This window comes from Mammaliicoccus sp. D-M19, assembly GCF_022386695.1.
Taxonomy (GTDB): Bacteria; Bacillota; Bacilli; order Staphylococcales; family Staphylococcaceae; genus Mammaliicoccus; species Mammaliicoccus sciuri.
Window position 1 is genome coordinate 157687 of the sequence record NZ_JAJNHW010000003.1, and the last position, 20407, is coordinate 178093.

19 protein-coding genes are annotated in these 20407 nt (G+C 33.3%); 2 read left to right on the forward strand and 17 right to left on the reverse strand.

Annotated features, from left to right (window positions below; translation table 11 throughout):
* Positions 1–62 precede the first annotated feature (62 nt).
* The 12 genes from LQ675_RS08970 to LQ675_RS09025 all read right to left on the reverse strand — a co-directional run bounded on the left by LQ675_RS08970 (position 63) and on the right by LQ675_RS09025 (position 14836).
* The gene (locus tag LQ675_RS08970) at positions 63–1223 is read right to left on the reverse strand and encodes a nitrate/nitrite transporter (RefSeq protein WP_058591163.1); all 1161 of its coding nucleotides are present in this window, start codon (positions 1221–1223) and stop codon (positions 63–65) included.
* Between the two features lie 206 nt (positions 1224–1429).
* A complete protein-coding gene (gene nreC, locus LQ675_RS08975) occupies positions 1430–2083 on the reverse strand; it encodes a nitrate respiration regulation response regulator NreC (RefSeq protein ID WP_075578149.1) in 654 nt (217 codons plus the stop codon).
* Positions 2084–2099: 16 nt separating this feature from the next.
* Entirely contained in the window at positions 2100–3134 is a 1035-nt protein-coding gene (locus LQ675_RS08980) for a sensor histidine kinase (RefSeq protein ID WP_048541111.1), read from the reverse strand.
* Positions 3131–3574 (reverse strand): nitrate respiration regulation accessory nitrate sensor NreA, encoded by a 444-nt coding sequence (gene nreA / locus LQ675_RS08985; RefSeq protein ID WP_075578150.1) that lies wholly within the window; start codon positions 3572–3574, stop codon positions 3131–3133. Before nreA ends, LQ675_RS08980 begins: the two co-directional genes overlap by 4 nt.
* Before the next feature lie 27 nt (positions 3575–3601).
* Positions 3602–4282, reverse strand: coding sequence for a respiratory nitrate reductase subunit gamma (gene narI / locus LQ675_RS08990; protein ID WP_075578151.1), 681 nt, complete (start codon positions 4280–4282; stop codon positions 3602–3604).
* Positions 4275–4850, reverse strand: coding sequence for a nitrate reductase molybdenum cofactor assembly chaperone (gene narJ, locus LQ675_RS08995; protein WP_048541117.1), 576 nt, complete (start codon positions 4848–4850; stop codon positions 4275–4277). Before narJ ends, narI begins: the two co-directional genes overlap by 8 nt.
* Positions 4843–6399, reverse strand: a complete 1557-nt coding sequence (gene narH / locus LQ675_RS09000) for a nitrate reductase subunit beta (protein WP_058612384.1) — start codon at positions 6397–6399, stop codon at positions 4843–4845. Before narH ends, narJ begins: the two co-directional genes overlap by 8 nt.
* Complete coding sequence (locus LQ675_RS09005; RefSeq protein ID WP_239727505.1) at positions 6389–10060, reverse strand: nitrate reductase subunit alpha; 3672 nt, start codon at positions 10058–10060, stop codon at positions 6389–6391. Before LQ675_RS09005 ends, narH begins: the two co-directional genes overlap by 11 nt.
* Before the next feature lie 200 nt (positions 10061–10260).
* Complete coding sequence (locus tag LQ675_RS09010) at positions 10261–10860, reverse strand: ATP-binding cassette domain-containing protein (RefSeq protein WP_048541123.1); 600 nt, start codon at positions 10858–10860, stop codon at positions 10261–10263.
* A gap of 6 nt (positions 10861–10866) precedes the next feature.
* A complete protein-coding gene (gene modB, locus LQ675_RS09015) occupies positions 10867–11535 on the reverse strand; it encodes a molybdate ABC transporter permease subunit (RefSeq protein ID WP_048541125.1) in 669 nt (222 codons plus the stop codon).
* Positions 11536–11546: 11 nt separating this feature from the next.
* Entirely contained in the window at positions 11547–12314 is a 768-nt protein-coding gene (gene modA, locus LQ675_RS09020; RefSeq protein ID WP_037589049.1) for a molybdate ABC transporter substrate-binding protein, read from the reverse strand.
* 161 nt (positions 12315–12475) lie between these two features.
* Positions 12476–14836 carry an FdhF/YdeP family oxidoreductase gene (locus tag LQ675_RS09025; RefSeq protein ID WP_075578156.1) on the reverse strand — a complete coding sequence of 787 codons (2361 nt, stop codon included), beginning with the start codon at positions 14834–14836 and terminating at the stop codon, positions 12476–12478.
* 134 nt (positions 14837–14970) lie between these two features.
* On the opposite strand from LQ675_RS09025, the gene fdhD reads away from it, so the two are divergent.
* Complete coding sequence (fdhD, locus tag LQ675_RS09030; RefSeq protein ID WP_048541128.1) at positions 14971–15765, forward strand: formate dehydrogenase accessory sulfurtransferase FdhD; 795 nt, start codon at positions 14971–14973, stop codon at positions 15763–15765.
* 45 nt (positions 15766–15810) lie between these two features.
* Here the strand turns inward: fdhD and LQ675_RS09035 are convergent, their stop codons facing one another.
* From LQ675_RS09035 to LQ675_RS09055, 5 genes are all read right to left on the reverse strand, one after another.
* The gene (locus LQ675_RS09035) at positions 15811–16557 is read right to left on the reverse strand and encodes a GNAT family N-acetyltransferase (RefSeq protein WP_048541130.1); all 747 of its coding nucleotides are present in this window, start codon (positions 16555–16557) and stop codon (positions 15811–15813) included.
* 14 nt (positions 16558–16571) lie between these two features.
* A complete protein-coding gene (locus tag LQ675_RS09040) occupies positions 16572–17123 on the reverse strand; it encodes a biotin transporter BioY (RefSeq protein ID WP_048541132.1) in 552 nt (183 codons plus the stop codon).
* Positions 17124–17199: 76 nt separating this feature from the next.
* Positions 17200–18057: an ROK family protein gene (locus LQ675_RS09045; RefSeq protein ID WP_239372316.1), complete on the reverse strand. Its 858-nt coding sequence runs from the start codon at positions 18055–18057 to the stop codon at positions 17200–17202.
* 6 nt (positions 18058–18063) lie between these two features.
* Positions 18064–18702 carry a FadR/GntR family transcriptional regulator gene (locus tag LQ675_RS09050; protein WP_107611049.1) on the reverse strand — a complete coding sequence of 213 codons (639 nt, stop codon included), beginning with the start codon at positions 18700–18702 and terminating at the stop codon, positions 18064–18066.
* On the reverse strand, positions 18702–19385 hold the full coding sequence (locus LQ675_RS09055; protein WP_048541137.1) for a FadR/GntR family transcriptional regulator: 684 nt from the start codon (positions 19383–19385) through the stop codon (positions 18702–18704). Before LQ675_RS09055 ends, LQ675_RS09050 begins: the two co-directional genes overlap by 1 nt.
* Positions 19386–19534: 149 nt before the next feature.
* On the opposite strand from LQ675_RS09055, the gene LQ675_RS09060 reads away from it, so the two are divergent.
* Positions 19535–20404: an N-acetylneuraminate lyase gene (locus LQ675_RS09060; RefSeq protein WP_048541140.1), complete on the forward strand. Its 870-nt coding sequence runs from the start codon at positions 19535–19537 to the stop codon at positions 20402–20404.
* The last annotated feature ends 3 nt before the right edge of the window (positions 20405–20407 follow it).

A 20407-nucleotide genomic window follows, 5' to 3' on the forward strand; every position in this document is an offset into this window, starting at 1 on the left:
AATTAATTGTAAGGCTGAGACAATACATTGTCCCAGCCTTCTTAATTTTTAAAGACAAACAACTATAGATACTTTCTTTCTATTTTAGTCATATGCATCATTGTGATAAGTGCAATCACACCAAATATAGCAAGCATAAAGAATGCTAAATGATTTGAACCAGTCAAACTCGTTACTAACGTTATAATTAATGGTGGGAAAAAGCCTCCGAGTCCACCCATCATAGATACAATTCCGTTTACAACACCCGCTTCTTTTGTGAAGTATGTTGGTACAAGTTTAAATACAAGTCCATTACCAATACCTGCACAAACACTTACCGTCAAACATCCAATTGTAAACAAGATGAGATGATGTGATATTGAAAGTACGATTGCACCTGCTATTAAACCGATAAAAAATACTTTCAATACGTTTAAAGCATTAAATTTATCTCCTAACATACCACCTATTGGTCTAAGTAATGTTGCGATTGCAATAAAGATACCTGTTCTAATACCAGCATCTACTTTATCAATTTCAAAATGACTCACTAAAAAGTTTGGCAAGAACAAACCAAATGCAACAAATGCACCAAACGTAATAAAATACCAGAAACTAAAATAGTAAAGTTTATAGTTATTGATAACTTGTTTCGTTTGTGAAATCATTGGAATTTTGACTTTATGTTCTTCCTTATCTCCAAAGATAAACATTAATACTGCGAAGATAAGTAATACGATTAAATAAAGTTGAACAGTATGTTGCCATCCGATAATGCCTGCTATTGGAGGCGCTAAAAATGATGATACGGCTGTCCCTAAATTACCCATTCCATAAATACCATTCGCAAAACCATGTTTTTCTTTTGGAAAATATTTAGGAATAGATGTAACACCTACTGAAAAGATTGCACCACCAAGACCAATAAAGAATCCTGCAACCATCAATCCTGTAGTTGAATGTGCTTGACTTAAATAAAATACTGGAAACAATAAAATAATAAAACTCACTAAAAATACCAATCTAGAACCTAACAAGTTCGTATAATAGCCAATCGGTATTCTTAATATTGATCCTAAAATAACGGGGATTGCTAAAATAATAGCTTTCTGACCTTCTTCAACACTTATATCTTGTGTAATATAAGGCATTAAAGGTGCGAGTATACTCCAAACCATAAATCCTGCCATTAAACTAAAGGTTTGGAGTGGTAGTTGAACTTTTCCTAAGTTATTTCTCATGTTTTTCACCCTTCGAAATTAATCTTTATGTATAATCTTTCCAATATTATTGTAGGTCATTTGTGAAAAAGTGCACATAAGGATATCCCCTTATTGAAACATGGAAAATCCCTATATTCATTTATAAATTCAATACACTAAAAAAACATAAAAAGACCTGATAAATTGAGGCTTTTGAGCCAAAAATTTATCAGGTCAATTTCATTTTAGAAGTCCAATAATTTTTTCTTCATAGCATATTCAACTAATTCTGGGCGCGATTTTAAACCAAGTTTATCCATAATTCTCGCTTTATGTGCTTCAATCGTTTTGACAGAAACAAATAATTTCTCCGCGATTTCTTTATTACCATAGCCCTTTGCAATTAAAGGTAAGATTTCTAGTTCTCTTTGAGATAATATTTTAAATGGATCAGAAGTACTTTGATCACTGTTATCTTGATGATTAAAAAGTTCATTTACAAGAGAACTTGTAACTTTAGAATCAATATACATATCACCTCTATATATCGTTCTTACAGCATGTATTAATTCTTCATCTGGTGCATTTTTCAAGATATATCCTTTAGCACCACTTCTTAGTACATGAAATAAATATTCTTCATCATCATACATTGTTAATATTAATATTTTAGTTTGCTTAAAGTCATCTGATATTTTACCAGTTGCGATTAATCCCGATTCACCAGGTGGCATACTTAAATCCATGATCAATACATCTGGTGAATATTTTGCAACCATTTGATATGCTTCTATACCATCTGCAGCTGTCGCAACAACTTCCATGTCTTCTTGATAATTTAAAATCATTGAAAAGCCTGTTCTCACCACTGCATGATCATCTGCTATTACGATGTTCATATATACCACCCACCATTTATGCTATTGGTACATTCAATTTAATATTTGTACCTTTTTTAAGTTTACTTTCGATATTGATTTTACCGCCAACGATTTCAGCTCGTTCTTTCATACCATATATACCTAGTCCTGAACCTTTTGGCTGACTACCTAATACAAATCCATTCCCTTGGTCAGCAATTTCAACTTCTATTTCATTTCCATCACAAGACATATGTACATCAACACTATCCACATTAGCATACTTTAATGCATTAAACACTGCTTCTTGTACAATTCTATATACGACCGTTTCTATTTCCGTATTAAAACGTTTAATAGACGAATCATAATGATAGTGAACATGGAAACCGAAATTTTTCTCAAGCTGTTTAAAATATGACTTGAATGCTGCGTCTAATCCAAGATCATCTAATGATGAAGGTCTTAGTTCTAAAGATAAGTTTCTAATATCATCGATTAATCGAGACATTAACGTTTCAATATGTTGAGATTGTTGCTTCAATTCGTCAATATCATTCTGATATTTCAATAATCTAAGTTCAACACTGACATTAAGCAATTCTTGAACAACACCATCGTGTAATTCTCTAGAAATTCTTTTACGCTCGTTTTCTTGTGCGGATATTGTTTTTTGGATCATCGTTTGCTGATGTAATTTCTGTTGTCTTTCAATTTGTGGTGATACATTTTGTAATGTATACACTTTAACATCGTCTTCTTGACTAATCGTTTGATAAGTCGCTGTAAAAGGTTCAACAGTCCCGCTATTCGTCTGCATAAACACTTGAAAGCTTGTGTTGCCAATCTTTGAAGACTCTAAAAAGCAGTCTCTACATGATTGTAAGGCATATTCATTTGAATAACCTTCACATCTACTACAAATGGCATGTGTCAATGATGATTGATTGTCTTCAGAGATTACTTTTCGGGCAGCTTCATTCATATTAATAACCTGTCCTTTACTATTTAAAAACACAATCATTTCGCTCGTTTTTTCATAGTATTGTTTTAATATATCCATCAATATTGAAGCATCTTCTGAACTCATACATTCATCATGTCCTTTCCATAAAATGGTCCAAAGCGATTAAAATCATTCATATCTATTTCAGGAAATCGTTTTTCATCACGTTGTCCGAGCAAGAGTACACCACAAACTCGGTATTTTTTCCATAATGGAATCGCAAGCAATGATGTTAATTGTTCACTTTGTACGATCGGATAGTTAAAGGGGTGATCATGATAGGGACTTTCTTTCAAATCATGAATTTTAACAGGTTTCCCACTTTTGATAACAATTCCTGCTATTCCTCTTCCGCTTCTTAATACGATGTTTTGATATCTATGATTTAAATTTCCAGATACATACTGCCATTTTATATGAAAGTGAGCAGCGTTTTCAGAAGTCATTGCTAATCCGACAAAATCAACACCATAAGTACTACGAATAAGATCCAACTGTTCCTGAAAATCAAAATCATTAGACATTTTAAACACCTCGCTTTTACTTATAGTTTAATTCGTTTTATGTTTTCTGTAAATAATGTAACTTCTACTAAAGTAATTAAGTGGAACACTCCAAACATGTACCAATCTCGTAAATGGCCATAAACTTGTGATTAAGAATCCTAAAATAATATGTACCTTAAATGTTAAAGGGACGTCATTCATTAAAGCAACATCCGGTTTAAAGATTAACAAGCCTCTAAACCAAACAGAAATTGTTTGTCTATAATCAAAGTCTGGTGTTGTCGCGTTCGTCCATAACGTCGAGATACAACCCATCAACACGATAACTAACAATAATATATTTACAATAATATCCGATGCTGAACTTAACCTTCTTACATTTTGTTTCGTGATTCTTCTAGCTGTTAAGAGGACCATACCGATTAATGTCACAATACCGAAAATACTCCCAATATAAACTGCGCCGATATGATATAAATGATCATTAACGCCGACACTACTTAGCCATTCTGCAGGTACACCTAAACCAACTACATGTCCGAATATAACTGGAATAATACCTAAGTGAAATAAAATACTTCCCCACATCAATTGTTTCTTCTCAATAAACTCACTAGACTTTGCTGTCCATGAAAATTGATCATATTTAAATCTAAATAAATGACCAATAATAAAAATAGCGATACATAAATAAGGATAGATAACCCATATAAATTGATTAATCACCGTTGATCACCTTCTCTTGCTCTACTACACATGATTTTAACGTTTCTCTAATTGCTTTAATCAAATGAAAGTACGGACTGTTTTGTTTACCTAATGCTTGAAGCAATTCATATGTTCCATCTTCAATGACCATCACAACAAGCGTTAAACTTTCTTGTGCACGACTGTCGCCTCTCCACTCAGCAGCATATAAGAATTCAAGCATAAGTGGTAAAAAATCTGATAGTTCATTTTGAGGCATTTCTAGCCCGAACATTTCATAAAGTACTTTTAATCTTGCAAGCATTTGACCTCGTTCTTTTTGTTCTGTTAGTTTATTGTACGTCATATATAACGTCGTCTTTTTTTCAAAATCAAATGTTCTTGTATATACTTCTTGAATATCATCTAAAGAAATATCATGCATATTTTCCCAGTATTGTTTAATTTCGTGATAGGCAGGATGATTGGTATCGAAAGCTTTATCAAATGCTTTAGGATGAAAGTCTAGCTTTTCTGGATAAGTTAACTGGTTACTAAAGAAACCAAAGCTTTCTTTAAGTTGATATAATGCATCTAAATTAATCACGGAAAATCCCTCCATAGAAGTTCTCATTGTATATTTCTTGTCCGGATTTTTGTTCTGATAATCCTTGAACACCACAACCATCACAATTTGAGCCAAACATTTCGCCACCATAACCTTGGCTACCTTGTGCTCTATAAGTATCCATATAACCTTCTTTATGTGATGTCGGTACAACAAAACGATCTTCATGTTTAGCAATCGCGAGTAATCTATACATCGATTTCGTTTGTCTTTCAGTGAGTCCTACACGTTCAAGTCTTGAAATATCAAAATCTTTACCACTTGATTTAGCTCTCATATAACTACGCATCATGGCCATTTTTTGCAATGCTTCTTTAACCGTCTTCGTATCACCAGCTGTTAACATATTCGCTAAATATTGAACGGGTAATCTCATTTCTTCGATAGCTGGGAAAATCATATCTGGATTTCTAATAGAATCTTTACCTTCAAAGTAATTCATAATCGGACTTAATGGTGGGCAATACCATACCATTGGCAATGTTCGATATTCAGGGTGTAAAGGAAATGCTAATTTATATTCTATTGCCAGTTTATATACTGGTGAATTTTGTGCAGCTTCAATCCAATCTTGTGAAATACCATCTTTTTCAGCTTGTTGAATAATATCTTCATCAAATGGATCTAAAAATAGATCAAGTTGCTTTTGATATAAGTCTTTTTCGTTTTCTGCAGAAGCTGCTTCTTGAACTTTGTCAGCATCATAGAGTAATACACCTAAATATCTCATACGACCTGTACAAGTCTCAGAACATACTGTTGGTAACCCGGCTTCAACTCGAGGGAAACAGAATGTACATTTTTCTGCTTTGTTCGTTTTCCAGTTGAAATACACTTTCTTATACGGGCAACCTGTCATACAATATCTCCAACCACGACATGCATCTTGATCGACAAGTACAATACCATCTTCATCTCTTTTATACATTGCACCAGATGGACATGATGCAACACAACTTGGGTTTAAGCAATGTTCACACAGTCTTGGTAAATACATCATAAATGTTTGGTCGAAGTTAAATTTAATTTCTTCTTCGATTTTTTGAATGTTAGGATCAGTAGGTCCTGTAACATGAGCACCAGCTAAATCATCTTCCCAGTTTGGTCCCCATTTAATATCTAATTTTCTACCTGAAATAACAGATTCTGCTTTTGCTACTGGAGAATGGTTTCCTTCTTTAGCTGTTGTTAAATGTTTATAATTATATGTCCACGGTTCATAATAATCTTTCATTTCTGGCATATCAGGATTATAGAAAATTTTACCCAATGCAATTTTAGATAGTTTACTACCTGACTTTAATTCTAATTTTCCTTTTTTGTTGAGTACCCAACCACCTTTATAAGTTTCTTGGTCTTCCCAACGTTTCGGATAACCGATACCAGGTTTTGTTTCAACATTATTAAACCATATATATTCAGCGCCCGGTCTATTTGTCCATGTACTTTTACATGTGACACTACATGTATGGCATCCTATACATTTATCTAAATTCATAACCATAGCTACTTGCGCTTTAATCTTCAAGCCAATCTACCTCCTTCATTTTTCTTATCGCAACATATACATCTCTTTGGTTTCCAATTGGCCCATAGTAATTAAAGCCATAACTTATTTGTGCATAACCGCCTACTAATTGCGTAGGTTTCAAGTGAATACGTGTAGGTGCATTATGTGAACCACCACGAGTATCTGTAATTTCTGATCCAGGTGTCTCAATATGTTTATCTTGTGCATGATACATAAACATCGTACCTCTAGGCATTCTATGCGATACAACTGCTCTAGCTGTAACAACACCATTTCTGTTATATACTTCTAACCAATCATTATCTTGAATGTCGTTCGCCATTGCATCTTCTTTCGCAATCCAAACAGTTGGACCACCTCTAAATAACGTCAACATATGCAAATTATCTTGGTAAGTTGAGTGAATATTCCACTTACCATGAGGCGTTAAATATCGTAATACTAATGTATCTACGCCACCTTTTATGTTTTTATCTTTAGTACCGAATACCATTGGCGGTAATGTTGGTTTATAGATTGGTAAGTTCTCGCCAAACTGTAAGAATACTTCATGATCAATATAATAACTTTGTCTACCTGTTAACGTTCTAAAAGGGACAAGACGTTCGATATTTGTCGTAAATGGCGAATATCTTCTGCCTAATTTATTTGAACCAGGGAATACTGCTGTCGGTATAACTTCTCTCGGTTGTGCTGTTATATTTTGGAACGTTATTTTTTCTGATGCACGTTCACTAGAAATATCTTTCAATGTCATCCCCGTTTGTTCTTCTAAGTCATCGTAAGATTTTTGTGATACTTTACCATTTGAAGCTGATGAAACATTCAATATAACATCTGCTACTTTTCGTGCTGTATCCATTCTAGGAAGGCCATTTTTAACAGTGTCATCTTCCCACGTATCTAACATAATCTTTAATTCATCGTATTGCTCTTTAACTGAGAAACTTACACCATGAGCACCGACTTTACCTTTTTCTAACAACGGTCCAACTGATATATATTTATCGTATATAGCTGTATAATCTCTTTCTACAACTGCGAAACCAGGCATCGTTTTACCAGGTATTGCTTCAATTTCACCTTTAGACCAATCTTTAACAATTCCGTAAGGTGTTGAAATTTCTTGTTTAGAATCATGCGCTAAAGGGGTTGTCACAACATCTTTAAATGTGCCTTTCATATGTGTCTTCGCTAAATCAGAAACAGATTTTGCTAACGTTTTATAAATATCCCAGTCTGATTTTGATTCCCATAATGGGTCAACTGCAGGGTTAAACGGATGTATGAATGGATGCATATCAGTAGAAGATATATCATGTTTTTCATACCATGTTGCTGCCGGTAATACGACATCTGCATACAACGGTGTTGCTGTCATTCTAAAATCTAGCGCAACTAATAAATCTAATTTGCCGGTTGTTTCTTCTCGCCAAACAATCTCTTCTGGTTTATCTGTTTCATTAGGATTTGCTAATAGACCTGATTTAGTACCTAATAAATGTTTCATAAAGTACTCTTGTCCTTTTGCTGAACTAGAGATTAAATTTGAACGCCATACAAACAATGTTTTTGGATGATTTTTCTTTGCATCTGGGTCTTCTATAGCAAATTTAGTCTTTTTAGATTTTACTGATTCAATTGCCCTTTGAAGAATCGCTTCATTTGAGTCATCCCCTGCATCTTTCGCTTCTTCTCCAAACAATAAGCTATTACAATCAAATTGAGGATATGATGGTAGCCATCCTAATCGTGCAGCTAATACGTTATAATCAGCTGGATGTTGATGTTTCAATTCATTTGATAATGGTGACTGTAATTTATCAACACCAGACTCTTCATATTTCCACTGATCCGTTGCAAAGTAGAACCAACTTGTTGCATTTTGAAGTCTAGGTGGTCCTTGCCAATCCTTCGCAAAAGCAATCGTTGACCAACCTTCTATCGGACGACATTTTTCTTGACCAACGTAATGCGCCCATCCGCCACCATTTACACCTTGGCATCCGCATAATATAACAAGGTTTAATATAGAGCGATAAATTGTATCAGAGTTAAACCAGTGATTGATACCTGCCCCCATAATAATCATTGAGCGACCATTTGTATCAACTGCATTTTGCGCAAATTCTCTTGCCACTTGCGTCACTATTGAAGATTTAACACCTGTTACTTTTTCTTGCCATTTAGGTGAATACATAGAATTTTCATCTTCATAACTTGATGCTTCAAGTGGATGATTTAATCTTCTTACGCCATATTGACTTGTCATTAAGTCGTATATTGTCGCGATATAAATTGTTTCTCCGTCCTTATTTTCGATTTCTTTAACGATAATAGGTCTTTCGAAAATACCATTTCCATCATTATCAAAATACGGAAATTGAATTGTGATCACTTTAGAATCATGGTCTTTAAAAGATAGAGCTGGATCTATTTCTTTTCCATCTTCACCTACTAAATTTAAGTTCCATTTAACGCCTTCTTCATATCTTTGTCCCATCGTTCCATTAGGTATGACAAGTTGTTCACTATTTTGGTCGTAAACTACTGGTTTCCATTCTGCATGTTCTGTTTCCATACCTAAATCACTTGATCTTAAGAAACGACCTGCTTTATAACCTTCTCCATGTTTATCAAGTTGTATGATAAAAGGCATATCAGTGTATTGTTTTGCATAGTTGATAAACATTTCTTCTTGTTTATCTTCATAATATTCTTGAAGAATGACATGTGTCATAGCTTGCGCTAATGCTGCATCTGTACCAGGATTTGGTGCTAACCAGTTATCAGCAAATTTTACATTTTCAGCATAGTCTGGTGCGACAGACACAACTTTAGTACCTTTATATCTTACTTCAGTCATAAAATGCGCATCTGGTGTACGCGTTAATGGTACATTCGATCCCCACATAATAATATAACCGGCGTTATACCAATCACTTGATTCAGGTACATCCGTTTGTTCACCCCATATTTGTGGTGAAGCAGGTGGTAAGTCAGCATACCAATCATAAAAACTAAGCATTTCCCCACCTAATAACGATATAAAACGCGCACCTGAAGCATAGCTAATCATGGACATAGCCGGTATAGGTGTAAATCCAGCAATTCTGTCTGGACCATATTTTTTCACAGTATATATAATTTGTGCTGTGATGAGTTGTGTAACATCTCTCCAATTTACGCGAACATGTCCACCTTTACCGCGTGCACTTTTATAAATTTCAGCTTTCTGTTCATCTTCAACAATGGATGCCCAAGCGACAACAGGATCTCCGTATTCACTTAAAGCAGCTTTCCAAAGTTTCCACAACTTACCTCTAACGTAAGGGAATTTCACACGTAATGGACTATATTCATACCATGAAAAAGAAGCACCACGCGGACATCCTCTAGGTTCAAATTCAGGCATATCAGGTCCACAAGAAGGATAATCAATTTGTTGATTTTCCCATGTAATCACACCATTTTTCACGAACACTTTCCATGAACAAGAGCCTGTACAGTTTACACCATGAGTCGTTCTGACAACTTTATCGTGACTCCATCTTTCTCTGTACATTTTCTCCCATTCTCTACTTTTTTCTTCTAAGATAGACCAATTTCCATTAAATTTTTCGGTTGGCTTAAAGAATTTCAAACCTAACTTAGACATAGTTAGAACCTCCTATTATTTGCCCTTAATTATCTATATCAATTGTAATTTTTTTCACAATGTTTATGTATTAGGGGATTACCTATACAACATGACGAATTCCCTACATTCCTTTATTTGCGCAAAAAAGCCTCAAACAAAGTGTTGATCTTTGTTTGAGGCTTCGGACATATTATTTATTTTCACCTTACAATTAACTGTTAATTAATTTCGATAACTTCATCTGCTAAAATTTGAACTTCTTTTTTAGAATGGGACACAAGTATGATCGGTATTTGCCAAGTCTTGAAAATGGACTTTACTAATGCCATACCTTCGTCTTTTGTTTCATCATCTAAACTTGAAAATGGTTCATCTAATAGTAATAAGTTAGGTTTGACACTTAATACTCTACATAATGCAACTCTTTGTGACTCTCCACCAGATAAAGTAGATGGATATTGATTTAAACAATTTTCTATACGTAAATGTTTAATCAATTGCTCTGTCTCTTTATTAGGCTCAATCATATAATGAATATTTTCATGAACTATCTTATGTGGAAAAAGTTGATAATCTTGAAACAGATAGCCAATATTTCTATCTTGCACTTTAATCACATGCTTTTGATCACTGAGCACTTTTTGATTAATTTCTATTCTGCAAGTTTCCGCTTCTGTAAGTCCTGCAATAATGTTCAATAATGTAGATTTACCTATACCTGATCGTCCAACTATCGCATAAATTTTCGGAGTATCAGATTGGATATTTAATGATATCGTTCTGTCTTTGATTAACTTTTTAATTGATATATCAATCATCCATATCTACTCCCATTTATGATTCTTTTGATTTAATATATTAAGTGAGCTAATCACACAAACTGCAAATGCGATAAGTACAATAACCCATAACCATGCTTTGTATTCCTCACCAGCTTGCACTAAGAAATAAATTTCTAATGGCAATGTGTTCGTTAAACCAGGAATATAGCCAGCAATCATGAGCGTTGCACCAAATTCTCCTAACCCTCTAGCAAAACTCATTACTACACCAGAGAAAATGGATTGTTTTGATAACGGTAAAATAATCGTTCTAAAAATTTTCCCTTCACTAGCGCCCATCGTTCTTGCTGAGTTTAGCATCTTTGGATTAATAGATTGAAATCCATTCATTACATGTTGGTACATAAGCGGTAAACTTACAATAATCGCTGCAATCACCGCACCTACCCACGTAAAAATCACATTGATATGCAATACATCAGATAAAAATTGTCCAAAAAATTTATTTTTACCAAATACAATAAGGAGTATAAAACCCATAACTGTCGGTGGTAATACAATTGGAAGCATAATGATGCTTTCGATTACAGGCTTTAATTTACCTTTATAATTGAGCATCAGCTTTGCCAGAATAATACCTAGGATACAAACAATGATTGTACTGATAATTGTTACTTTAATTGATATCCATAGTGGTGTTAAGTCTGGCATAGCGTTATCTCCTATCCTTCAAAGTGATATTCTTTAAGAATTTCTTTTGCTTCTTTTGATTTTAAGAATTCAAACCATTCTTTAGCTTCTTTCTTGTCAGTAACAAGACCAGCTCTATAAGTAATTGGATGATCTAAAGGTGCATCTGCTAATTTAACGACGTTATCGACTTTTTTATCTTTACCTTTATACATATCTGTTGCGTATACAAATCCTGCTTCTGCATTTTCTTTTTGAACATAGTTTAATACTTGTTTAACATCTTTTGCGAAAACAAATGTACTTGTCATGCCGTTATATAGATCTTCTTTTTTCAAATACTCTACAGCGTAGCGACCTGCTGGTACACTTTTTTCTTCACCAATTGCGACTTTGTTAGGCGCACTAACATCTTTAATATTTTTGATGCTAGAGTTTTCGTATTTAATGATAATTAATTTATTTTTAGCGTAATCATAAACTTCTTTAACTTTTTTACTATCTTGTAATTTATCAACATCAGAAGTGTTTGCAGACATTAATACGTCTACATCTGCACCAGCTTCTACTTGTTTACGTAAACTACCTGAACCACCATAATTGAATTTAATATTGGTATTCGGATGCTTCTTTTTAAATTCTTTTTCTAGAGCTTTAGAAACATCTGTCAAACTTGCTGCTGCTGATACTGTTAACGTCTTGCTTTCAGTTTCTTTTTTAGCTTTATCTTGGTTAGATTCTGTGCTACAACCAGCTAATACAAGTAACAAAGCAAAGACTAATGTTAAAAATCTTTTCATGACTTCTTTCCTTCCTTTTTAGATATGTACAAACTTAATTTACACCTTTATCTATACTATTGTAAGACTCTTATACATTTTTTCACAAATTATTCTTAAAGTATAGTGAAATATGTAATGATAGGGAATATCCTTATTTATTTGAGGATACTCCCTATCTATTATTGCATCGGTATTTCTTCTAAATCTTTAATCGGTTTTTCATAATAGTCTCTATCTTTTTTGGCGTTAAATCTGTCCGCTTTTTCTACTTTGACTGTAATGTTATAATCTGGAATCTTAGCGTATTTCTCGTATCTACCTCTAGGTAATAAATAGTTGCCTTCAGGGAAGTAGACTTCAATGTTTCCTTTTAAGATATCTACATATTTTGCGACACCTTGAAATACGCCGAAACCATTATGCAATACAACACCTTCCCCTTCAGCGATGCTTAATCTATCAGCATCTTCTTTATTCATTAATACATCATATCTTCCACCATGGTTAAAGGATTCATAATCACCATATACCATTGAGTTAAATTGTTTACCTCTTCTAGTCGTTAACATGAAATCATCAGGTTGTCTGTTTAAGTCTGGAATATCTACGCTAATTAAATGACCTTTACCATCTTCAGTTGGACAAATCCCATCTTCACATAACCAAGCGCCCCCCCACTGGAAGACGTCTCCTTGATTTCTTAAATGTTGGATACCATCATAATCTGGATTTGCTTTTGCAATCTCTTCTCTAATAGCTTGACCATCTTTAAAATCAATTAAATGTGCTTGTTCAGGTTTAACACGTTTAGCTAAATCAATATATATTTGCCATTCTGATCTTGCTTCTTTTATTCTATTTTGATTCCCTTCAATTACTGGTGAGTAGTAAACCATGCGTTCTGTTGAAGTAGACGTACCGCCACCATCTTGCTCATAACGTGTCTTCGAAGGTAATACAATAACGGTTTCTTTCGCATCAACTAAAGTAGATGTATTTAATATAATATCTTGATGTACTCTAAGTTCTAAGTTTTCTAAAGCTTTTTGTATAAATGTTGGGTCAGGCATTGTTTCTAAGAAATTCCCACCGGACATGTAATAACATTTAATTTTACGCTCATGATCATCTGGTAACATAATATTTTCCAACGTTACACCGACAGTATCACCTTGCCAATCCGCAATATCAAATCCCCATAACTTCTCAATACGCTTTTTATTTTCTCCATCAAATGCACCGCCTGGCAATACAAATGGATCACAGCCCATTTCTCCAGTACCTTGCACACTAGAATGTCCCCTGAACGGCATTAGACCACTGTGCTTTCTACCTAAGAAACCTCTTAATAAAGCTAAATTACATACTTGAGATATATTATCCGTCGCAAACTCATGCATCGTTAATCCTAGTGCCCAGGCAAATACAGCATTTTGGGCATTGGCAAGTTCAAGCGCTAATTTATAAATTTGATCTTTAGAAATACCACTTGATTGTTCAATGTCTTCCCACGACTGCTTCTCGACTGTTTCTTTAAGTTCTTCATAGTTCGTAACATGTTCCTCAACAAACTTATGGTTAATTGCAGAACCGTATGCCTGTTCTTCCATTTCAAACCAGTGTTTCATAATGCCGTGCATAAATGCAATGTCACCACCAATATTGACTTGATAGAATTCGTCTGCGACATTTGTACCAAATAATGCTGATTCTGCCACAGATGGAATCCAATATTTATCCATTGCTGGTTCCTTATATGGATTGATAACGATGATTTTTGTTCCTTTTTTCTTTGCTTCAAGCATATATTTAGTTGAAACAGGTGAAGCATTAGATGCTACACTTCCCCAAAACAGTAACACGTCTGTACCTATCCAGTCTTGGTAATTCGCTGTTGAAGCTCCAACGCCTACTGAACGTTTCATCGCTGTTTTACTAGGTGAATGACATATTCTAGAAGCATTATCGATATTGTTAGCACCTAAATATCTCGCGACCTTACCTGCAACATAATATGATTCATTCGTAATCCCTCTTGAAGTTAAATAAAATGCATAATTTCTTGGATTCAATGATTTCATTTTTTCAGCTATTGTTTGCATCGCTTCTTCCCAAGAAATACGGATAAACTTACGATCACCTTTTCGTCTCATCATTGGATAAGGAATACGACCTAATTGCCTTAATTCTGTGCTATTATATTTTCTCAATTCATCTATATCTTGATGCAAAATTTCTGGTTTAATTTCTGGCATTGTATTCAATCTTAAAACATTAAATCGTGTTGTACACATGTGAGGACCGGTTAAAGTTTGATCACTTAATCCAGATACACCTAATGCACATCCATCACAGACACCTTTAGTGATAATATTTTTAGCGTAATTTAAATTATCTTTATTATCCCAAACAATTTTCATTGTATCTCTTATATGTTTAGGCTTTACTTTTCCTAGTCCAAAAGGTATTGGACTCACCCAAAATTCTGGTGCTGGCTTTAAATCTTTCTTCATAGGACCTTGATGTTTTGTCTTACCCATATTTAACCCTCCATGATTTCACTTACATTTATTATATGAAATCACAATATATTTTGAAAGTGCTTTCACTTTATTATTCATAGGTTACAAAGTAAAATAAACCTATTAAACAATTATTTAAATGGGGAATCATTATGAAGCAAAATATGACTTACAATCTTCCAATATTAAAATACCAAAATGATCAATTTATAGAGACAACGGATAGCTACGCAACAGAATTTCCTATTACGATTATTATAAATGGAGAAGAATTTGCAACAATCGTTTGTTCACCTAAACATTTAGAAGAACTCGTGCTCGGCTTTATTGCATCTGAAGGAGTTATTAAGAAGAAATCTGAAATTAAATCTATTTCAATAGATGATTCTAAAGGTTTTGCTCATGTAGAGCTCACAAAAGAAATTGATATCAATTTCAAAAAAAATACACAACGCATGATTTCGTCGTGTTGTGGTAAAAGTAGAGCTTTCTATTTTAATAACGATGCCGTAACAGCTAAAGTGTCACAATCTAAAATAAACATTACACCTCAACAAATTATAACTATGATGGATAAACTACATGAAGAAAGTAAGATTTTCAAAGAAACAGGTGGTTTGCATAATGCTGCAATAAGTGATGGAGATGACTTTTATTTGCATCGATCTGATATTGGTAGACATAACGCATTAGATAAATTATATGGTTATTGTATAGAACATGACATTCCAATCAGAAATAAAGTACTCATTTTTAGTGGAAGAATTTCCTCGGAAATATTAATCAAAGCATCTAAAATTGGTGTCGGCATCATCTTGTCTAAATCAGCACCAACTAACTTAGCAATTGGATTAGCACATGATTTAAATATAACGGCAGTTGGATTTATAAGAGATGGCAGCTTTAATGTATATAGCCACACTTATAGAATACAAAATGAATCCTAACAATAAATAAACAGGTTGAGACATCATTTGCTGTCTCACCTGTTTTTATTTGTATTCTTTTAACGTTTCAAATTGAAATCCACTATAAATATAACCTTGTCTTTTATACATATCTTTAGCTGTATCTTCACCATCTGCTACTAGAATAATCGGTTTATCTTTAGCGATTTCTGCTACGAAGGCTTGCATTTTCGTTCCTATACCTAACCTTCTATATATTTCTCGAACACCAAAGCTATCTAATTCTACATATTTCTCATTCATCCATATAAGCAACATACCTGCAGGCTTACCTTTATAATAAGATAATACTTGAATCGGATTATCACTATGTAATTGTTCTTTATTTAATTCAACTTTAAGATCTGCATAGTCTTTGCCATATGCTTCATCTTGTTCATATGATACGTTCAAGAAATCAACAATGTTATCCTCATTCGTTAGAACAACTTCAACCTCTTGATTGTCATCACTTTCAAAGTTCTTCTCAGCATTGATATATAATTCTAACCAACCTGTTTCATAACCTTGTAATTTCAAATATTCTCTTAATTCAATATCGATTGTTTCATTTTCAGGAAAGACAAATTTAAGAAAAGGCTGATTATTTTTTTGATGGATTTCTTTCAACATTGCTTCATCTGCTTTAAACGTATCTAAGTCTGGCATTTCTTTATATACAATTTTGTTAGAATCATACTGAATACGTTTATCCAATGTTTGATAATGTATATATCTATTTGTTTCAGTCAAAACCTTTCCATCTGTTTCTATATCTTTAAATGAAACCATCGTTATTCACCTCATTAAGTATTTCTTAATCGTTTTATTTCGGGTACATTCTTCAAGCTAAATAATAACATAGTTGCTAATATTGCTTTAACAATATCACCTGGTAAAAACGTTGCTGCTAATATGTATCTTTTAGCGATTGAAATATTCATAAACTCACCCATCACAAATCCGCCAATTAAATTGAGTAATAGAACTCCAATCACAATATTAATTGTTAACGCATATGTAAACGAGATCTCTTTCCACTTTCTATCTATAAAGAATCCAATTAGAAATGCAACAACTGGGTAGCCAAATAAATAACCAGCAGATGGTCCAAAGAATACACCTAGTCCGCCTCTACCACCTGATAATAATGGCAGTCCTGTTGCAACAAGTAATAAGAAGATGATAACACTTAATGTACCTCTTTTATATCCTAATAAACATCCCGCTAATATAATACCTATATTTTGTAGAACGATTGGTACCGGCATAAATGGTAATGGAATTGGTGGTATAAATGCTAATACTGAAATAAAAGCAGTAAACATTGCTATAATAACGATATCTTTAGTTTTCAAATTTTTCACTCCTAATATAAGATAACGATATTATACCACATTGTTAACCAATGTAAATTACAAGTTAACAATTATTTTATAAACTAGAAATCGCACCATATAAAGCTGAATCATTTCCCTTTGAAGTGACTTCAATTTTGGCATGACCATAATCAGTTGGTAAATAATCATCGATAAATGGTTCTATCAATGATAATAGTCTTACTTCTTGTTGAGAAATCCCTCCTCCAATAAGTATAATTTCTGGATCAAACATGATTTGTACTTGCGCAATACCTTCTGCTACATGCTTAGCCCATTGATTAAGGATGTCTTGAGCTTTTTCATCATTTTGATACGCTAAATCAAACAACTTCTCGACTTGCACATCTTCTTTATAATTGGCACTGATTAATCTTTTTAAAGCGGTTGTTGAACCCCTATCCTCATATGTTGTATTCGTTTCTTTGTCATATAATAAATAGCCTATTTCGCATGCTCTATACTTTTCACCTTCTAATAATTGATTTTCATAATATGCGCCACCAATACCCGTACCAATCGTCATTAAAAATATCGATTTAACTTCTCTATCAAATGTTAACAATTCACCAAGTAACGCGCATGATACATCGTTATTAACTGCTACATTACTAGCTATATCTGCTAATGATTGTTTAAAATTTGTACCATTATAATATGGTATCGTCGGACCAGCATATGTAATTTCACCTTTATGTGAATCAACGACACCTGCAGTAGAAATACCAACTTCAGGTTTATTTAAGTTAAATTCTTTTGTATATGATTCCACGATCTCTTTAACCGCTTCAACTATACCCCCATCTTTATTATGTGGTGTTTCAATTTTTTGATAACTATGTATTGTGTGGTGGTTATCAATTGCACCAGCTTTAATAAATGTGCCACCTATATCAATTGCAATTTTCATAATATCCTCCTAAATAGACAAATGTGTCGTCATAAGTTCTTTAGCTAATTGAACATCTTTATTGGCAATTGCTTCGATAATTTTCCTATGCATTTCATTCGTTTGAATATAATTAATTTCTTTCCCTTCTTCTTCAATATGATAGAAGTATGACTGAATAACAGAGCTTAATTGTTCGAATAATACATTGCCTGTAGCGCTTAGTAAAGTTTGATGAAATGCTTTATCATTCTCATAATGATTGATAACATCTTCATTTACAATTGCTTTTAATTCAGTGATATCCTTATCTAATTTAACGATTTCTTCAATAGCTGCACATTCAAAAATAATTCTCAATGACAGTAAATCATTTTTCGAACCATTTGCGACTTGGAAACTAAATAGAAATCCTTCAACTAAACTAGAGATATCCGGTGCTTTGATAACCGTTCCTCTTCCTTGAACTGTCTCGATCACACCTGTATGTTCCAGATAACTCAAAGCTTCTCTTACAACTGAACGACTCACGCCATACATTTCAGTAAAAGCACGCTCTGTCGGTAAGCGATCCCCTTCTGTCATGCCATTATCCAAAATATATTGTTTAATTTCTTGTAATACTTGCGACTTCAAACTTTGGACTTCAATCTTATCTAATTTACCCATCATTTTTGCTCCAATTCTTCTATCCACTCAACGACTCTAGACAGATGTTTATTAATAATGTCATGTGCTAAAGTTAAATTTTGTTTCTCAATTGCTTCTATTAAATCAGCATGTTCTTTGTAAGATTTTTCTATGTCTTCTTTATCAACGATTTGATTAAACTGGTTCTTATCGAAATACTCTTTAATAACTTTACTCATCGTGATTAATGTTTGATTTTCAGTAAAGATAATAATCGTTTCATGAAAAGCTGAATCATAATGTGCAAATTTTTGAGATTTGTTAAAAGACTCATAATAAATATCATTCAAATCTCTTAGTTTATTCGCATCGATCACGATTTTATTTTCTATTAAAAGACGTATCGCACCGAGTTCTAATATTTTACGCACTTCAAGTAATTCTTTAATTTTAAAACCATGTACTTTCATATGCGACTCAAAAAGCATTGATAAATGTTTATTCTTCTCTGTTATAAACATGCCACTTCCTGATTTAACTTGAATGAGACCACTTTGTTGTAAACGACTAATCGCTTCTCTCACAACTGTGCGACTCACCCCTAATTGTTCGACAAGCATTTTCTCTGAAGGTAGTTTATCTCCATTATCAAATTGATGTTCTGCTATATATTCTTTTAATTTTTCAACAGCTACATCAACGAGTGATGTTCGTTTCATCATTTTACCTACCTCCTCTTAATTATTTATTTTATCATAAGTGATGTATCAAATAATAAAACGATTGACAGAAGAATATGTATTCGCTTACAATATGATTATAAATTGGTCTGACAATATTATCAATTAATAAATATAAGGGAGTTTTTTTAATGAAAGGATTATATTCTGCATTACTAGTGCCATTTGACGAGAAAGGCAATATTTTAGAATCAGGTTTAAGACAAATCATTCGCCAAAATATCGATAAACAACAAGTAGATGGTTTATATGTAAATGGTAGTTCAGGTGAAAATTTCTTAATGAATACTGATCAGAAGAAGAAAGTCTTTGAAATTGTTAAAGACGAAGTAGGATCAGACGCTAAATTAATCGCACAAGTTGGTGCATTAGATTTAAACGAATCAATCGAATTAGGTAAATTTGCTACAGAATTAGGTTATGATGCATTATCAGCTGTAACACCATTTTATTACCCATTCAAATTCGAAGAGATCAAGTATTACTACAATGCCATCATTGAAGCTACTGGAAATGAAATGATCATTTATTCAATTCCAGCATTAACTGGTGTTAACTTATCTATACAACAATTTGAAGAACTTTTCGAAAATGAAAAAATTATCGGTATTAAATATACTGCAGCTGACTTCTACTTATTAGAAAGAATTAGAAAAGCGTTCCCAGACAAATTAATACTTTCTGGCTTTGATGAAATGCTTATTCAAGCAGCTGTTTCAGGTGTAGACGGTGCAATCGGTTCAACTTATAACATCAATGGACAACGTGCTAGACAAATATTTAATTTAGCTAAAGAAGGCAAAATTGAACAAGCGTATGAAATTCAACATGAAACAAACGATATTATTGAGCAAGTATTGGCTTTAGGTATTTACCCTACTTTGAAAGCTGTTCTAAATGAAAATGGCATTGAGGCTGGTACAACTAAACGACCACTCGCGCCATTAGATGAAGCATCACTCAAAAAAGTTAAAGAACTTGTTTCTAAATACAATTTATAATTA

Bases quoted from the DNA above. Each gene is read 5' to 3' on its own strand.
- nreC (WP_075578149.1), bottom strand. From the start codon at position 2,083: ATGAACATCGTAATAGCAGATGATCATGCAGTGGTGAGAACAGGCTTT.
- LQ675_RS09005 (WP_239727505.1), bottom strand. From the start codon at position 10,060: ATGTCTAAGTTAGGTTTGAAATTCTTTAAGCCAACCGAAAAATTTAAT.
- LQ675_RS09060 (WP_048541140.1), top strand. From the start codon at position 19,535: ATGAAAGGATTATATTCTGCATTACTAGTGCCATTTGACGAGAAAGGC.
- LQ675_RS09035 (WP_048541130.1), bottom strand. From the start codon at position 16,557: ATGGTTTCATTTAAAGATATAGAAACAGATGGAAAGGTTTTGACTGAA.
- LQ675_RS08970 (WP_058591163.1), bottom strand. From the start codon at position 1,223: ATGAGAAATAACTTAGGAAAAGTTCAACTACCACTCCAAACCTTTAGT.
- LQ675_RS09010 (WP_048541123.1), bottom strand. From the start codon at position 10,860: ATGATTGATATATCAATTAAAAAGTTAATCAAAGACAGAACGATATCA.
- fdhD (WP_048541128.1), top strand. From the start codon at position 14,971: ATGAAGCAAAATATGACTTACAATCTTCCAATATTAAAATACCAAAAT.
- LQ675_RS09050 (WP_107611049.1), bottom strand. From the start codon at position 18,702: ATGGGTAAATTAGATAAGATTGAAGTCCAAAGTTTGAAGTCGCAAGTA.
- LQ675_RS09055 (WP_048541137.1), bottom strand. From the start codon at position 19,385: ATGATGAAACGAACATCACTCGTTGATGTAGCTGTTGAAAAATTAAAA.
- LQ675_RS08980 (WP_048541111.1), bottom strand. From the start codon at position 3,134: ATGAGTTCAGAAGATGCTTCAATATTGATGGATATATTAAAACAATAC.
- modB (WP_048541125.1), bottom strand. From the start codon at position 11,535: ATGCCAGACTTAACACCACTATGGATATCAATTAAAGTAACAATTATC.
- modA (WP_037589049.1), bottom strand. From the start codon at position 12,314: ATGAAAAGATTTTTAACATTAGTCTTTGCTTTGTTACTTGTATTAGCT.
- nreA (WP_075578150.1), bottom strand. From the start codon at position 3,574: ATGTCTAATGATTTTGATTTTCAGGAACAGTTGGATCTTATTCGTAGT.
- LQ675_RS09025 (WP_075578156.1), bottom strand. From the start codon at position 14,836: ATGGGTAAGACAAAACATCAAGGTCCTATGAAGAAAGATTTAAAGCCA.